12 protein-coding genes are annotated in these 13,220 nt (G+C 68.7%); 4 read left to right on the top strand and 8 right to left on the bottom strand.

Features of this window, described 5'->3' with window-relative positions; all coding sequences use genetic code 11:
• Positions 1-2 precede the first annotated feature (2 nt).
• From DZC73_RS17805 to DZC73_RS17785, 5 genes are all read right to left on the bottom strand, one after another.
• A complete protein-coding gene (locus DZC73_RS17805) occupies positions 3-1,004 on the bottom strand; it encodes a hypothetical protein (protein ID WP_124541719.1) in 1,002 nt (333 codons plus the stop codon).
• The gene (locus DZC73_RS17800; protein ID WP_124541718.1) at positions 992-1,483 is read right to left on the bottom strand and encodes a response regulator; all 492 of its coding nucleotides are present in this window, start codon (positions 1,481-1,483) and stop codon (positions 992-994) included. The genes DZC73_RS17805 and DZC73_RS17800 overlap by 13 nt, the downstream gene beginning before the upstream one ends.
• On the bottom strand, positions 1,480-4,278 hold the full coding sequence (locus tag DZC73_RS17795) for an ATP-binding protein (RefSeq protein WP_124541717.1): 2,799 nt from the start codon (positions 4,276-4,278) through the stop codon (positions 1,480-1,482). The genes DZC73_RS17800 and DZC73_RS17795 overlap by 4 nt, the downstream gene beginning before the upstream one ends.
• 21 nt (positions 4,279-4,299) lie before the next feature.
• On the bottom strand, positions 4,300-6,708 hold the full coding sequence (locus tag DZC73_RS17790) for an ATP-binding protein (RefSeq protein ID WP_161974629.1): 2,409 nt from the start codon (positions 6,706-6,708) through the stop codon (positions 4,300-4,302).
• A gap of 92 nt (positions 6,709-6,800) precedes the next feature.
• Complete coding sequence (locus DZC73_RS17785) at positions 6,801-8,159, bottom strand: M20/M25/M40 family metallo-hydrolase (protein WP_124541715.1); 1,359 nt, start codon at positions 8,157-8,159, stop codon at positions 6,801-6,803.
• A 173-nt stretch (positions 8,160-8,332) separates the two neighbouring features.
• Here DZC73_RS17785 and DZC73_RS17780 point away from each other — a divergent pair, with 173 nt between their 5' ends.
• From DZC73_RS17780 to DZC73_RS17765, 4 genes are all read left to right on the top strand, one after another.
• The gene (locus DZC73_RS17780) at positions 8,333-8,770 is read left to right on the top strand and encodes a BON domain-containing protein (RefSeq protein ID WP_124541714.1); all 438 of its coding nucleotides are present in this window, start codon (positions 8,333-8,335) and stop codon (positions 8,768-8,770) included.
• A 93-nt stretch (positions 8,771-8,863) separates the two neighbouring features.
• Positions 8,864-9,091: a hypothetical protein gene (locus DZC73_RS17775; protein ID WP_124541713.1), complete on the top strand. Its 228-nt coding sequence runs from the start codon at positions 8,864-8,866 to the stop codon at positions 9,089-9,091.
• Positions 9,088-9,393, top strand: a complete 306-nt coding sequence (locus tag DZC73_RS17770; RefSeq protein WP_124541712.1) for a hypothetical protein — start codon at positions 9,088-9,090, stop codon at positions 9,391-9,393. Before DZC73_RS17775 ends, DZC73_RS17770 begins: the two co-directional genes overlap by 4 nt.
• A 53-nt stretch (positions 9,394-9,446) precedes the next feature.
• Positions 9,447-10,046, top strand: a complete 600-nt coding sequence (locus DZC73_RS17765; protein WP_124541711.1) for a YdeI/OmpD-associated family protein — start codon at positions 9,447-9,449, stop codon at positions 10,044-10,046.
• 4 nt (positions 10,047-10,050) lie between these two features.
• Here the strand turns inward: DZC73_RS17765 and DZC73_RS17760 are convergent, their stop codons facing one another.
• The 3 genes from DZC73_RS17760 to DZC73_RS17750 all read right to left on the bottom strand — a co-directional run bounded on the left by DZC73_RS17760 (position 10,051) and on the right by DZC73_RS17750 (position 13,185).
• Positions 10,051-10,854 (bottom strand): DUF72 domain-containing protein, encoded by an 804-nt coding sequence (locus DZC73_RS17760; protein WP_407924115.1) that lies wholly within the window; start codon positions 10,852-10,854, stop codon positions 10,051-10,053.
• Between the two features lie 102 nt (positions 10,855-10,956).
• The gene (locus tag DZC73_RS17755; protein ID WP_124541709.1) at positions 10,957-11,196 is read right to left on the bottom strand and encodes a hypothetical protein; all 240 of its coding nucleotides are present in this window, start codon (positions 11,194-11,196) and stop codon (positions 10,957-10,959) included.
• A gap of 159 nt (positions 11,197-11,355) precedes the next feature.
• Complete coding sequence (locus DZC73_RS17750; protein WP_124541708.1) at positions 11,356-13,185, bottom strand: carboxyl transferase domain-containing protein; 1,830 nt, start codon at positions 13,183-13,185, stop codon at positions 11,356-11,358.
• Positions 13,186-13,220 lie beyond the last annotated feature (35 nt).

Genomic DNA, 13,220 nt, shown 5'->3' with positions numbered 1-13,220 from the left:
CTTCACAGCACATCGACGAGCTGGCGCAGCCGCAGGGCGTATTGCCGCATGGCCGCGCACAGCTGCTCGGTGCTGGCGGCACGCCCTGCACCGCCCGGCGGCATCACGTCGATGCCCTCGTCGATGAGGTCTGCCAGTTGATCGAGGCCGGCGGGGCGCAGCAGGTGCCGAAGGGTCGCCTTGTCCTCGCTGTCCGCGCCGCGGACCATCTCCATCGCCTTGTGGGCCTCGAGCTTGCAGTTCTCCAGCATCTGCAAGGTCGCCTCGGGGTCGAAGTCCCGCTGGTCCAGGCTTTCGACGCAGGAGCAGATCCGCTCCGCGCCGCGCAGCACGCCGTCGGCCGCGCGGTACAGCAGGTGGTCATCGGGCAGCACCGCCTCGGCCTGGCTCTGGGAGTCGATGCGGCTGGCCAGCAAGGTGGCGCGCACCCGCGCCGCACGGCTCTGGATCACCCACCGGTGGATCTTGCTTTCGCGCTCGCCGGCGAGCTGGTTCATGAGCGTACGGATCTCGTCGCGGGCATCGGTCGCCGTCTTGGTGGCCAGCAAGGTGGTCACGGCGAGCACCACGGCCAGCACGGCCGCGATCGCATTGCCGGCGTCGAACGCAGAGCCTTCCTTGCCTGCATCGGCAACCGGTGCGGATGCCGCAGCGGCCGCCGCCCCGGCATGGGACGCTGCCGCCCGCGCCGCCTCGCCCCGGCCATGCTGCCAGGTGCCCACCAGCAAGGCAGTGGCCAGTGCCAGGGTCAAGGCCGCGGACATCGCCCGCAAGGCGCGCGGCCATTCCACCACGTTGCCGAACAGGGCGAACAGGCCCAGGATGAGGCACCCCACCGCGATGCCGGCCATCGCCGCCGTGCCGTCCGTCCCGGCGGCGAAGGCCACCACGGCAAACAGCATCAACGGCAGCACGAAACCCACGCCCAGGCTGGCCAACGACTCGAGAGGGCCGGGACCACGCCGGCGCACGGCGTCATGCCAGACCTGCTTCATTGCAGCCATTGCCGTGTCCTCCAGATGTCGACCAGGCGCTGGCAATGTCCGGGCAGGGCCGAGACCTTGCGCAAGGCATTGCGATCGAGCACCAGTTGCTTGCGCTCGGCCTCGCTCATGCCTGCGAACTCCGTGTCGTCATCGACCTTGAGATTGCGCAGCCATTTCTCGGGGTGGCTGCTGACATAGCCGTACGGCACCTTCAGGCTTGACCGGCGGGCCCACAGGTACAGGCCGAAGACCTGGCCGGACGCCATCTCCGCCTGGCCCGCATTGCGGTAGCCCGCCTGCACGATGTCCGCCTCGCGCTGCATCACCGCCGGGGCGGGCAGGATCATCAGGTCGATCAGCACCAGATCCACACGATCGAGCTTGCCCAGCGCCACGTCGACATGCTGGACGGCGATGGCCTCGTGGCCGGCGCGGTCCAGCACGCGCTTGTAGAGCAGCGTGGACTCTCCCTGGTCATCCAAGAGCAGAATGTTCATGGGCATGCCTCTTCCTTTTGTGCAACCACGGACAACCCCCTCGAGAACACCGGCCACCGCAACTGCACCGCGAAGATGGCCTTGCCTGCAGCTTCATCCTGCACCTTGATCCGTGTATTGATCGTGCCGCCTGCGTCGCGCGCGAGCCGGTAGGCGTTCTCCAGGCCCAGCGTGCGCCTGACATGGGTGGGCTTGACCTGCGCGGCGTAGGTGTGCAGCCCCGACGGCGCGGTGCGGGCGTCTTCCAGCCTGCACGAGTTCACGACCAGCAGCACGAACAGGCGGCGCTCGCCCAAGGTCTTCCATCGCCCGCTGATGCGCACCTGCCCCGCGCCGTGGCGGAAGGCGTTGTGCAGCAGAACCCGCAGGACGCGACGGAACTGCGGCGCCTGGACCAGGTGCGCCTCGGGCCACCACGTCGGCGCCGGCATGCGCTCTGTGTCCACGTCGTCCGGACTGATGGGCTGCCAGGCCAGCTTCACCGCGTGGCGGCGGTAGAACGCCAGCCACGGCCACAGGGCTTCGCGGAAGACTTCATTCAGCTCCGACGACCGGTCGTCGTCCGAGGGCACGACCTGCTCGTGCATGACGGCCAAGTAGTCCTGCGCGAGGGCGGCCAGCCCTTCAGCCAGGTGCTGGATCAGGCGCAGGTCCTCGTCACGCTTGACCACCGCTCCATGACGTTCCTTGAATTCCTCCTGGTAGCCCAGCAATGCCAGCGAGTCGGTCTTCAGCTCGTGGACGACGGCCGAGGTCCAGTTCTCGCGGCGGAACTCCTCGCTGAGGGCCACCAGCAGCGGCGGCAGCAGGCGCTTGGCCGCATGCGCCACGAGATCGAGCTTCACGCTGTGCATCGCGTGGGTCCCGTCGAAGTGCAGGACCATCAGCGCACTGGCGCCACCATCGAACACCATGGGGACCGCCACCCAGGTCCGCGTCGCATCCAGCATGGCAGCGATCCGCGTGACACTGCTGCGCGGCAGGGCGCGCTTGAGCTCATCGACCAGCCGGCCATCGATGTCCTGGTAGACCGTCGGCTCCGGCACCTGGGGCGAGCCGTCCGCGGACACGCGCTGCAGGGCCTGGCGGGCCTTGGCCACGGCATGTGCGTGGGGCCCGGCCAGCTCCAGCGGACCGGCTTCGCGGAACACCGTGTAGGCCTGGCCGGACCCGGCCACCGCCTGCCACTGGTCGTCGTTGACCAGGGTGACGAGGTACCAGTCGGTGGGCGCCTGGCCATCGGCTCCCCAGAGCTCGGCCCACCGGCCGCGCAGGCGTTCGCAGATGTCCGACAGCGCGCTGAAGGCCGTGAGGGAGCTGCCCACGCGCCGCGAGCCGACGTTCTGGCCCACCTTCGAGATGATCTCGGCCGTCAGCACGTCATTCCAGCGCGACTTCCTGGCTTCGCGCTCCATGCGGATCCACGCGCGGACATGCGAGGCCGAAGCCCGCAGCAGCCCATGGGCCAGCCCCCCACCCTCCTCGCGCGTCAGCGGCATGGCGCGCGTGCGGCCGGCGGTTTCGTTCACCAGCTCGCGCAGGTCGTCGCCGGACAGGTTCTCGTCCTCGCGGTTCAGGTGATCGGTGCGGCGGTCCAGGGCCAGCAGGGCCAGCGGTGGCCCGTGCTCCCTGGATGACGGCTGGCCCGCCTCGTTCGGCGCCGGCGCCCAGACGACGAACTGCATCAGCGTCTCCGCATTGCCCCACCGGACCTGCACGCACGCCTGGCCGGCCTCGCCATGCCTGCCCGGCTCCCGGTGGTGCTGCCGCGCGTCGGACACCTCCACCAGGTTCCATCCCGACTCGTTGGTGCTGGTGTCCTCGTCGAGGATGAACGACTGCTCCAGCCACGCCGCCGCCGTTCCGGCAAAGCCGCCGCCGCGCTGGACCCGGGGGATGGTCCAGGTGTCGGGCTCGCCGCCCACCGCGTCGTCGGGCAGTTGCGCGAGTTCGTAGAAGCGCACCCGCGTGATGCCGCGCCGCTGCTGCAGCAGGTGCGCCAGCCTGAGGACCCGGTCGGACAGGGCGCCTTCCTCGGCCAGCGTGGCCATGGCCATTTCCTCGGCCTGCAGCGGATCGTCCAGCGCGTCGCGGGTCAGCCAGAAATAGGAGCCGGCGCGGTACAGGCGCAGGTGCACCCAGCGGTTCGACGACGGATCCCAGTCGACGAAGTCGGCGCGGGTCCGGCGCGGCGCGTCCGATTGCGCCGACACCGGCGTATCGATCATGGCCTTGAGCTGGAAGAAGTCCTGCTTGGCCTGGAGGTCGAGCTTCTCGTCATTGCCATGCGTGGAGAACGCGCGCACCACATCGCCCTCCGGCGTCAGGATGGAGATGCTCGGCGTGAGCTCGTGCGCGAGCGCGTCCAGGCTGACCTGCGCCGGTGGCGACGCTGGCTCGGCACAGGGCGGCGCCGCCGGAGCGGGTGCCTTGTGTCCGATCAGGCTGGGCAAGTCCCTGAGCGCCAGCGGCTTGAGCCAGGCGCCGGCAAAGGCCAGCTCGGTGGCCGTCTTCTGGACGATGTCAGGGAAGTGGGCTCCGCTGATCAGCAGGGTCCGGTCATTCCAGCCCTTCTCGCGCAGCCACTTCGCGATGTCGTGCAGGGTTTTCGTCGAGTAGTCGAGCAGCACGGCATCGGGCTCGAAGGCCCGGGTCCGCACCACGTCCCTCAGCTGCGGCCAGGTGGATTGCAGGGCCAGGGTGTCCCAGCCGTTCACGTGGCCATACAGCTCCAGCGCCTTGCGCAAGGAGTCGTTGTCGTCGATGGCGAGGACCTTGAATCCGGAAGTGCCCATGACACGCCGCCTTGCCCGAGTTCAACCCATGGTCAGCGGAAGCTCGACCCGGAACACCGTGCCCAGCCCGCGCGCCTGCGCCATGCAGCGCAGGTCCCCGCCCAGCTCCCTCATGAGCCGGCGTGAGAGCCACAGGCCCATGCCGTGCCGCTGGGAGGCATCGGCCGCATGAGATACGCCCGCGCGGAACAGCTGCGACGCAACGCTCGCCGCCACGCCCGGGCCGTTGTCCTCCACGTCGATGCACAGCCGGCAGGAGTCCGCCCGCTCCCAGAAGGCGGCCGACACCTGCACGCGCGCGGCGGTGATCCGGTGGTGATGCTTGATGGCGTTGAAGATGAGGTTGCTGACCGCGGCGATCACATAGCCCGAGGGCAGGCCCAGCGTGATGTCAGGCGGCGCGGAGAAGGCCAGCTGCACATGCTCCTCGGCCGCCAGCTTGCGGTGCACGCGCTCCAGGTGCGCGAACAGCTCGCGCATCGTGAACCTGGCGTCACGCTCCCGAAGGCCGCGCAACAGCAGTTGCGCCAGCGACTGCTGTGCATGAAAGACTTCCTCGATCTGTTCCAGCGCCTGCACCACCCAGGGCATGTTGTTCGCCCCGACGGCCTGGTAGGCGATCTCGAAGTTGGTGTGCAGGGCCATCTCGTCGTTGTGCAGCTCATGCGCAAGGCTGGACATCAGCCGCCCGAGCATCACGAAGCTGGACTGGTTCAGCGCCCAGCGGCGCCAGGCTGCCAGGCTGGCCGACTGGCCCACGAGCGTCAGCAGCAAGGGCCAGTCGTCGTCCACCTGGCGCACGTCCAGCCCGCCCACGCCAAGAATGCGCTGGGGAGCACCATCGCGTCCATCGCCCATCGCCTGCCAGCGCGTGGCGACGATGGACCCCTTGCGGAAGGGATGGTTGCGCCTGACGTCGGTTTCGAACGAGTTCAATCGGCCTTGGGCCAGGGCGCGCAGGCCGGTTCCTTCCAGCATGGAGTCCAGGTCCTGCGGCTCGAAGGGCGGTGTGCCCGCGCAGGCGAGCCAGCCCAGCTTGTGGGGTGACAGGACCTCCAGCACGATGGCAAAGCGCAGGGCCGGATAGCGCGCCAGGATCTTCGACAGCACCGTGTCCACCGACGGGTCGTCGACGTTGAACTGCATGTCCTGCCGGCGGGACCACTGCCAGATGCCTTCGGACTTCGCGTCCAGCAGCGCTGCCACGTTGTCCAGGTGCAAGGGGCGGGCCAACGCACCGATCATGCCGATGGCCCTGAGTTCCTTCCAGTCATCCGGCTCGCAAGGCAGCGCCGTCGACAGCAGCGCCCACCTCGGATAGTGGATGCCTGCAGCCTCGCAGTGCACCTGCACCTTGCGCATCAGGCTGATGCCCAGGCCCGGCTTGGGCAGCGAATGGTCCACCAGCACGAGGCAGCGGCTGCTCTCGCTCGTCGCGACCAGGCGCACCACCTCGCCGGCCAGGTTGTCCAGCCCCTTGCCATGGCCCGCTTGCACCGAATCGACCTGCACGCCGTTGGCCCTCAGCAAGGTCTCGACGGAGGCGAGGATGGCCGGGTCGTCATCCACGAGGACCACGTGCGCACCGTCGGGCAGCGGTGGCCTGTCCACCGGGAAGCGCCCGGGTGTCGTGGGCGTTCCGGTCACCACGTCCGCCGGCACGGGATCGCCCGCATCCGCAACCACCAGGCTCAGCAGCGACACCGGTTGCGAGACGCCGCCATGGCCGCGCCGTTCGACGGCCAAGGCGCAGCTGTCCAGCCAGGACTGCAGCCGCGCGAGGCTCACCCGCGGTTCGGCAGGCGGCCTGTCCAGCCTGTACAGCTGCACGCAGACCAGGTCGTTCACTTCCAGGCCCAGCGGCGGATGGTGCCCGGGGTCGCCCAGGCGCTCGTCGGGCGGGACTTCCTCGATGGGCAGAAAGACTTCGATGTCGGGCTGCTTCACATCGACCACCCTGCCGTCCACGTCGAGAACGTCGTAGCGCTGGTTCAGCTGGATGCGGTAGCCCTGGATCTCGCCTTCACGGCGCGCGACGGTGACGATTTCTCCGACGAGGATGTCGCCATCGGACAAGCCCAGCTCGGGCCACGGGTTGCGCCCCTCCTGCGCCCAGCGTTCGTGGGCGTAGTAGATCGTTTCCTTCGGAGAGATCTGGCGACTGCCGCGGATGAACACACGCAACAGCCCTTCGCGGCGGTAGCGGTCGATGTTCACCATGGCCGCAGGGTCCGAGGCCGCCCAGCTGTCTCTTTGCAGCAGGCGCGCCCTCAGCACCTGGTCGGTACCGGCCGCCGTGTCCCGCGACGGCGGGCGAGGGACTTCGAACGAGAGGTAGCAGTGGTCCTCGTGGAGCTCAATGACGCGCGCATCGACGATGAGGCCGATGACCGGGTCCTTCGATGCTGCACGCCCAGGACGCTCTGGCATGTGCTTCCCCCTGCACCTGCCGTGGCACGGCATGTTGTGTGCGAGGGCACATGCTGATCCTTTTTGATGCGCCAGGCAATCGCCAGCAGCCCCTAGAACGCACCCGTCTCCCCAGGAAAGACGACAGGGGATTCACTACCGTCAGCGCCGATCGCCGAGATGCCGAAGAACCAGTCATCCACATTGATGTTGCGCAAGGTGGCGCTTTGTGAGGCGCCGGTTGCGGCTTGCACAGTGCGGCTGTGCGTCCATTGCACATCGGTGGTGTCGCGCCACCACACGCGGTAGGCCGCGGCGCCCGCCACCGTCTTCCAGCGCAAGGTGGTGTGCGGCGTGACCGCGCCTTCGACGACCACGCCCGACGGCGGCGCCGGAGCCTGCACCATCGCGGCCATGCTCACCACGTTCAACCGCGTGACCTGCGCGAGGTAGTCGAAGTCGATGCCGTCGATGGTGTCGCCGTAGGCCACGCCGCCTTCGGTGCGCAGGTCCTGGTGCTGGCGGGTGTAGTCCTCGTGGCCTTCGGTCAGCCGCACCGCCGGGTAGCCGGCTTCGAGGAAGCTCACCTGGTCGCCGCCGCGGCCGAAGCGGTCGGTGCGGTAGACCATGCGCACGTGGAAGTTGGTGAGCACCCGTTCGGACAGCGAGGCGATGTAACGCGCCAGGTTGCGCGACGGTGAATCCACCTCGCCGCCGTTGTAGCGGCGGCGGTTGGCCTGCTGGGGCGTCTCGGTGGCCTTGGTGCCTTCGGAGAACACGCGCACGGTGGTCGTGTCATGCACGCCGTCGCCACCACGCGAGTTGCCGATGATGTCGTTGTTGAGGTCGGCCTGCACCTGCCAGCCCTGCTGCTTCGCATGGTCCGCCAGCACCTTGCCGCCGTGCAGGCCCTGCTCCTCGCCGGACAGCGCGGCATAGACCAGCGTCGCACGGAACTTGTGCTTCGACAGCACGCGTGCCGCCTCGATCACGGCCGCCACGCCCGACGCATCGTCGTTCGCGCCGGGCGCATCGCTGGTGGCGTTCATCACGTCGCTCACCCGCGAATCGAGGTGGCCGGTGATGAGGATGACGCGCTCCGGGTCGCTGGTGCCGCGCTGGATGGCCACCACGTCCATGACCTCGGTGGGCGTGGGAATGCGCGGGCCGGTCACGACCTGCGAAGGCGTCGCCACCTGCAGGCAGCCGCCGCAGTCCCGGCCTATGGCGTTGAAACGCGATTGCACCCAGCGCCTGGCCGCGCCGATGCCGCGCGTCTCGGACACGGTGTCAGACATCGTGTGCCGCGTGCCGAAGCCCACCAGCGTCTGGATGGTGGCGCGCAGCTCGCGCGCATCGACGGCATCGGCCATCGCACGAAGGCCCGGCGGTTCGGCCATTGGCGCCTGTGCCCATGCCGCGCCCGCTGCGAACAGCAGCGCCATTGCCGCACCCAGGAATCGCACAGCCATGTCATCTCCTCTCAGCGTGTTGCAAAGGCAAGCACACGCTCATGGCGTGACATGCCGTTACCTGCAGGCACCGCCGTGGGGTTCTGTCCGACGCGGCGCCACGGTCTTGGCCGATGGAGACATCGCGACCGCGTCCGTATTCTCCCTGCACACCATCCTGCAAGGAGAACCACATGACTTCACGCCAACCTCTATCCGCACTGCTGGCCGCGCTGGTGGCTTCGCTGGCCCTGGGCGCCTGCAGCCGCCATGACGAGCGCAGCGTGCAGGAACGCGTGGACGCGACCGAGGCGCGCGCGCAGCAGCAGACGGCACAGGCCCGCACCGAGGCCAACCGTGCACTGGACAACGCCCGGCAGGCCACCGACGAGGCCGGCGCCAAGGTGGCCCACGCGGTCAGCGACACCGCCATCACCGCGGCCATCAACGCGCAGCTGGCCCGCGACCCGGCGCTGGACGCGAGCAAGATCGACGTGGACACCGCGCAGGGCCGCGTCGTGCTGCGCGGGTCCGCACCCGACCTCGATGCCAAGGACCGCGCCAAGCGCATCGCGCTGGCCGTCAACGGCGTGACCGCGGTCGACAACTACCTGACCGTGCCGAAGTCCTGAGGGTGCGGACACGCGGCGGGCCGCCAATGTAGGCACGCTCCTACAGCAAGTCCGCCGCTCACCTGATGGATCACCCACTGCCCGATGGGCACCATGGCTGCACCGAGTGGACAACGGGCCCGCAAGGGCTGGGAGAAGGCGATGAGCATCGACGCGACCGAGACGAATCCGGATGACTTCGCAGCGCGCGAGCCGGCCTTGCACATGGCCGGACCGGACGATGACGGCAGCATCGGCTACGAATGCGCCGATCCGGCGCTGTGCGCGCCCGAGTGGGCGGGCCAAGGCGACGCCTCCCGACCCGGCTGGACCCTGCGATGAACGCGCGCGCCTGGCCTGGTGAGCGCGAGTTGCGGCGCTGGTGGCACGGCCTGCCCGCCGCCCCGCGCTCGCCCACCTGGCCGCTGACGCTGGCCGTCCTCACCATCCTGGCCTTGCTGCTGGGATTTCATTCGGTGGTGGCGTCGGCCGTGCAGCAAGGCGAGGCGCTGCGCAGCACCGCGCTCAGCCGCTCGCAGGCCCAGTGGCGCTGCCACGCGCTGAACAATGACCACCAGCGCGCCCGCTGCCTGGCCGACCTGGAGCAGGCGCCCGCCAGCCCGATCGAGATCGCCGGGCGCTGAGTGTTTGCCGCGGCTTGCCGCACCCACGGCTGCATGCTGCAATCGGTCCCGCCATGGGGACCACCGATCCACGCATCGACGCCTACATCGCGAAGTCGGCCGACTTCGCGCAGCCCATCCTCACGCACCTGCGGCAGGTCGTGCACGCCGCCTGTCCCAGCGTGGAAGAGACCATCAAGTGGGGCATGCCGAACTTCATGTACGGCGGAAAGATCCTGGCCAACATGGCGGCTTTCAAGGCCCATTGCGCCTTCGGCTTCTGGCAGCGCGACGCCGTGGCCGGCACCGGCAAGAACAACGACGCCATGGGGCAGTTCGGCCGCATCGAATCGCTGAAGGACTTGCCGGGCAAGGCCGAATTGTCCAGGCTGGTGAAGAAGGCCGCGGCGCTGATCGATTCCGGCGAGAAGCCGCGCCGGGTGCCGAAGTCTGCACCCAAGCCCACCCCCGAAACGCCGGACGACCTGCTGGCCGCCTTGAAGCGCAACGCCGCCGCGCGCAAGACCTTCGAAGCCTTCGCGCCCAGCCACCGGCGCGAATACATTGAATGGATCACCGAGGCCAAGCGGCCCGAGACGCGTGAGAAGAGACTGGCGCAAACCCTGGAATGGCTGGCCGAGGGCAAGTCGCGCAACTGGAAATACGAACGCTGATGAGTCAGCCCAGCTGCTTGATCAAGGCCATGGCCGCAGCCGGCGCCCGCTCCTTCGCGCCGCTGATGAAGAACATGAACACGTCGCGCGCCTTTTCGCCGGCGGGCTTGTCCGACACATGCGGCAGGTCCGAGGGATCCTTGCCCTCGCGCCACTGCTGGCCGATGCCCGCCCACTGCTCCAGCGCCTTCGGGCCGATGCCGGTCTTGAGCTTGGACTCCGTGCGCATCAGCCGCGCGTAGACGAAGTCGCCGGTGATGTCGGCGAAGGACGGGTACTCGTCCGAATCGGTGAACACCGTGCCGACCTTGTACTTGCGAGCAAGCTTCAGGTAGGCCTCGGTCATGAAGGTCTCATGGCGCACATCCATCACGTGGCGCAGCTTGATGCCGTCCACGTCCTTGGGCAGCAGGTTGAGGAAGGCCTCGAAGTCCTCGGGGTCGAACTGCTTGGTGGGCATGAACTGCCACACGATGGGCCCGAGCTTCCTGCCCAGTTCGCTGATGCCGCTGTCGATGAACTTGTCCACCGAGTCGCCGGCCTCGGCCAGCACGCGGCGGTTGGTGGCGAAGCGGTTGGCCTTCATCGAGAAGACGAAGTCGTCAGGTGTCTCGTCGCGCCACTTCGCGAAGCTCTCGGGCTTCTGCGTGCCGTAGTAGGTGCCGTTGATCTCGATGGCCGTGAGCTGCCGGCTCGCGTACTCCAGCTCCTTGCTCTGCGCCAGGCCCTTGGGATAGAAGTTGTCGCGCCAGGGCTCGTAGGTCCAGCCGCCGATGCCCACCCGGATTTGCGTCGCGCTCTTGGCCAAGGAAAGTCTCCCCGAATGTCGAGGCGCGATGATGCCGTCAAATCAAAAACCCGGAAAAACAAAGGCGCCACACGGCGCCTTTGCGAAGGACAGAACCCAGCGTCAGGTGCGCACCATCGGTGCGGCGTGCGACCGCTGACGCTGGGTCCTCTCCGATCGTTCGCCCGCCAGGGTCGTCACGCTCGCGTCGCGCGCCGCCGGGGCCGCGCGGCTGAACACCGCTTGCACATCCGGGGGATCGCCGGGCGCAGAGTCGGCCGGGCCGAAGGCGGCGAGCACACCAGCGGCCGCAATGGTGGCCGCTGCAATCGCTGCGTAGTTCGACACGGAACGCGTGACCATGGGGGTCTCCTTCTGGACAGCCGGGGTGCGGTTGGTGTGTTGCACCCATGGCCGTAAGGATGGCCCAACCGGCGCGTGCGCCGTGCAAGCCGGGCGCGGATCAGCCGGTCGGCCGGCAGCGCTCGTGCTTGTAGGACGATGCCTGATCCCCGAAGGGTCTTACCAGGCGTCGATGAACCCGGCCGGCTTCGGGCCGATGTGTGCGGACACCAGGCCGTGCGCCAGCCAGGCGCGGGTCTCGGCCGGGTCGATCACCGCGTCGATCTCCAGCGTGGTGGCCATGTGGATCGCGCCCCCGTTGGCGATCTGCTGGTCCAGCAGCTTCTGGAAAAGCGCCTCGCGCTGCGGTCCCTCGGGCAGGGCCTCCAGTTCCTTGCGGTAGCCCAGGCGGACGGCGCCTTCCAGGCCCATCGCGCCGAATTCGCCGGTGGGCCAGGCCACCGTGAACATCGGCGAGTGGAAACCGCCGCCGGCCATCGCCATCGCACCCAGGCCGTAGCCCTTGCGCAGCACGATGGCGAAGAAGGGCACGCGCAGGTGCGCCTCGACGAGGAACATGCGGCTCACGTGCCGCACCTGCGCCTGGACCTCGATCTCCGGGCCCACCATGAAACCCGGCGTGTCGACCAGTGAGACGATGGGCAGGCCATACGAATCGCACAGGCGCATGAAGCGGGCGGCCTTGTCGGCGGCGTCGGCATCGATGGCACCGCCCAGGTGCGCGGGGTTGTTCGCCATGAGGCCAACCGGGCGGCCCTCGATGCGGGCGAAGGCGGTGAAGATGCCCGCGCCGAAACCGGCGCGCAGCTCCAGCATCGAATCGGTGTCGGCGACGAGTTGCATCACCTGGCGCATGTCGTAGCTGCGCACGCGGTTGTCAGGCAAGGCCTGGCGCAGGCGGATGGCATCGGCCGCGGACCACGCGGCCGTGCGGCCTTGCGTGAAGGCCAGGTACTTCTTTGCGGCGGCCACCGCTTGCACCTCATCATCCACGAGAACGTCGATCACGCCGTTGGCATGCTGCACGTGGCTGGGCCCGATCTCCTCGGGCTTGAACACGCCCAGCCCGCCGCCCTCCACCATCGCCGGGCCGCCCATGCCGATGTTGCTGCGCTTCGTCGCGATGATCACGTCGCAGCAGCCCAGCAGCGCGGCATTGCCCGCGAAGCAGCGCCCGGATGCAATGCCCACCACCGGCACCTGACCGCTCAGCCGCGCATGGCTGGCGAAGGTGGTGACATGCAGGCCCGCGACGATGGGCATGTCGGTGTCGCCCGGCCGCCCGCCGCCGCCTTCGGCGAAGAGCACCACCGGCAGCCGCTGCCGCAAGGCGATGCCCAGCATGCGGTCGGTCTTCTGGTGGTTGCGCATGCCCTGCGTGCCGGCCAGCACGGTGGCGTCGTAGGACATGACCACGCAGCGCGAGGATTCCTCGCCGAACATCGCGCCGTTGATGCTGCCGATGCCGGTGACCATGCCGTCCGCCGGCGTGTTCCGCACGAGGTCTTCGGGCGTGCGGCGGCTGCGCTGGGCAGCCACCGCGAGCGCACCGTATTCGATGAAGCTGGCTGCGTCGCACAAGTCGGCGATGTTCTCGCGGGCCGTGCGCTGGCCCTGGGCGTGGCGCTTGGCGACGGCGTCTGGGCGGGACGCATCCAGCGTGAAGGCCACGCGTTCGTTGAGGGCGACCAGGTCAGCACGAAGATCGCTCGCAGGCATGGCTGCTTCGGTGGTGGATGCAGGTTCCACAGCCACCGGCGCGGCAGACCTGGCGCCAAGGTGCATCAACACATCCCCTTCGTTCACCAGCTCGCCGGCCTGCACCAGCAGCGAGCGCACCTCGCCATCGCGTTCGGCGCGCAGTTCGTGCTCCATCTTCATGGCTTCGAGAATCACCAGCGTCTGGCCGGCCTGCACAGCCTGGCCGGCGGCCACCGCCACCTGCACGACGGTGGCGGACATGGGAGCGCGAAGGGTGTCTTGGGACATGGTTTCTCCTCGGCGGGCACTGTAGCGTCCAGCCG

The organism is Rhizobacter terrae, assembly GCF_003852895.1.
In the GTDB taxonomy this organism is placed as follows: domain Bacteria; phylum Pseudomonadota; class Gammaproteobacteria; order Burkholderiales; family Burkholderiaceae_C; genus Albitalea; species Albitalea terrae.
This window is presented reverse-complemented; position numbering and strand designations above follow the sequence as displayed.

Bases quoted from the DNA above. Each gene is read 5' to 3' on its own strand.
- DZC73_RS17805 (WP_124541719.1), bottom strand. From the start codon at position 1,004: ATGGCTGCAATGAAGCAGGTCTGGCATGACGCCGTGCGCCGGCGTGGT.
- DZC73_RS17800 (WP_124541718.1), bottom strand. From the start codon at position 1,483: ATGAACATTCTGCTCTTGGATGACCAGGGAGAGTCCACGCTGCTCTAC.
- DZC73_RS17795 (WP_124541717.1), bottom strand. From the start codon at position 4,278: ATGGGCACTTCCGGATTCAAGGTCCTCGCCATCGACGACAACGACTCC.
- DZC73_RS17790 (WP_161974629.1), bottom strand. From the start codon at position 6,708: ATGCCAGAGCGTCCTGGGCGTGCAGCATCGAAGGACCCGGTCATCGGC.
- DZC73_RS17785 (WP_124541715.1), bottom strand. From the start codon at position 8,159: ATGGCTGTGCGATTCCTGGGTGCGGCAATGGCGCTGCTGTTCGCAGCG.
- DZC73_RS17780 (WP_124541714.1), top strand. From the start codon at position 8,333: ATGACTTCACGCCAACCTCTATCCGCACTGCTGGCCGCGCTGGTGGCT.
- DZC73_RS17775 (WP_124541713.1), top strand. From the start codon at position 8,864: ATGGCTGCACCGAGTGGACAACGGGCCCGCAAGGGCTGGGAGAAGGCG.
- DZC73_RS17770 (WP_124541712.1), top strand. From the start codon at position 9,088: ATGAACGCGCGCGCCTGGCCTGGTGAGCGCGAGTTGCGGCGCTGGTGG.
- DZC73_RS17765 (WP_124541711.1), top strand. From the start codon at position 9,447: ATGGGGACCACCGATCCACGCATCGACGCCTACATCGCGAAGTCGGCC.
- DZC73_RS17755 (WP_124541709.1), bottom strand. From the start codon at position 11,196: ATGGTCACGCGTTCCGTGTCGAACTACGCAGCGATTGCAGCGGCCACC.
- DZC73_RS17750 (WP_124541708.1), bottom strand. From the start codon at position 13,185: ATGTCCCAAGACACCCTTCGCGCTCCCATGTCCGCCACCGTCGTGCAG.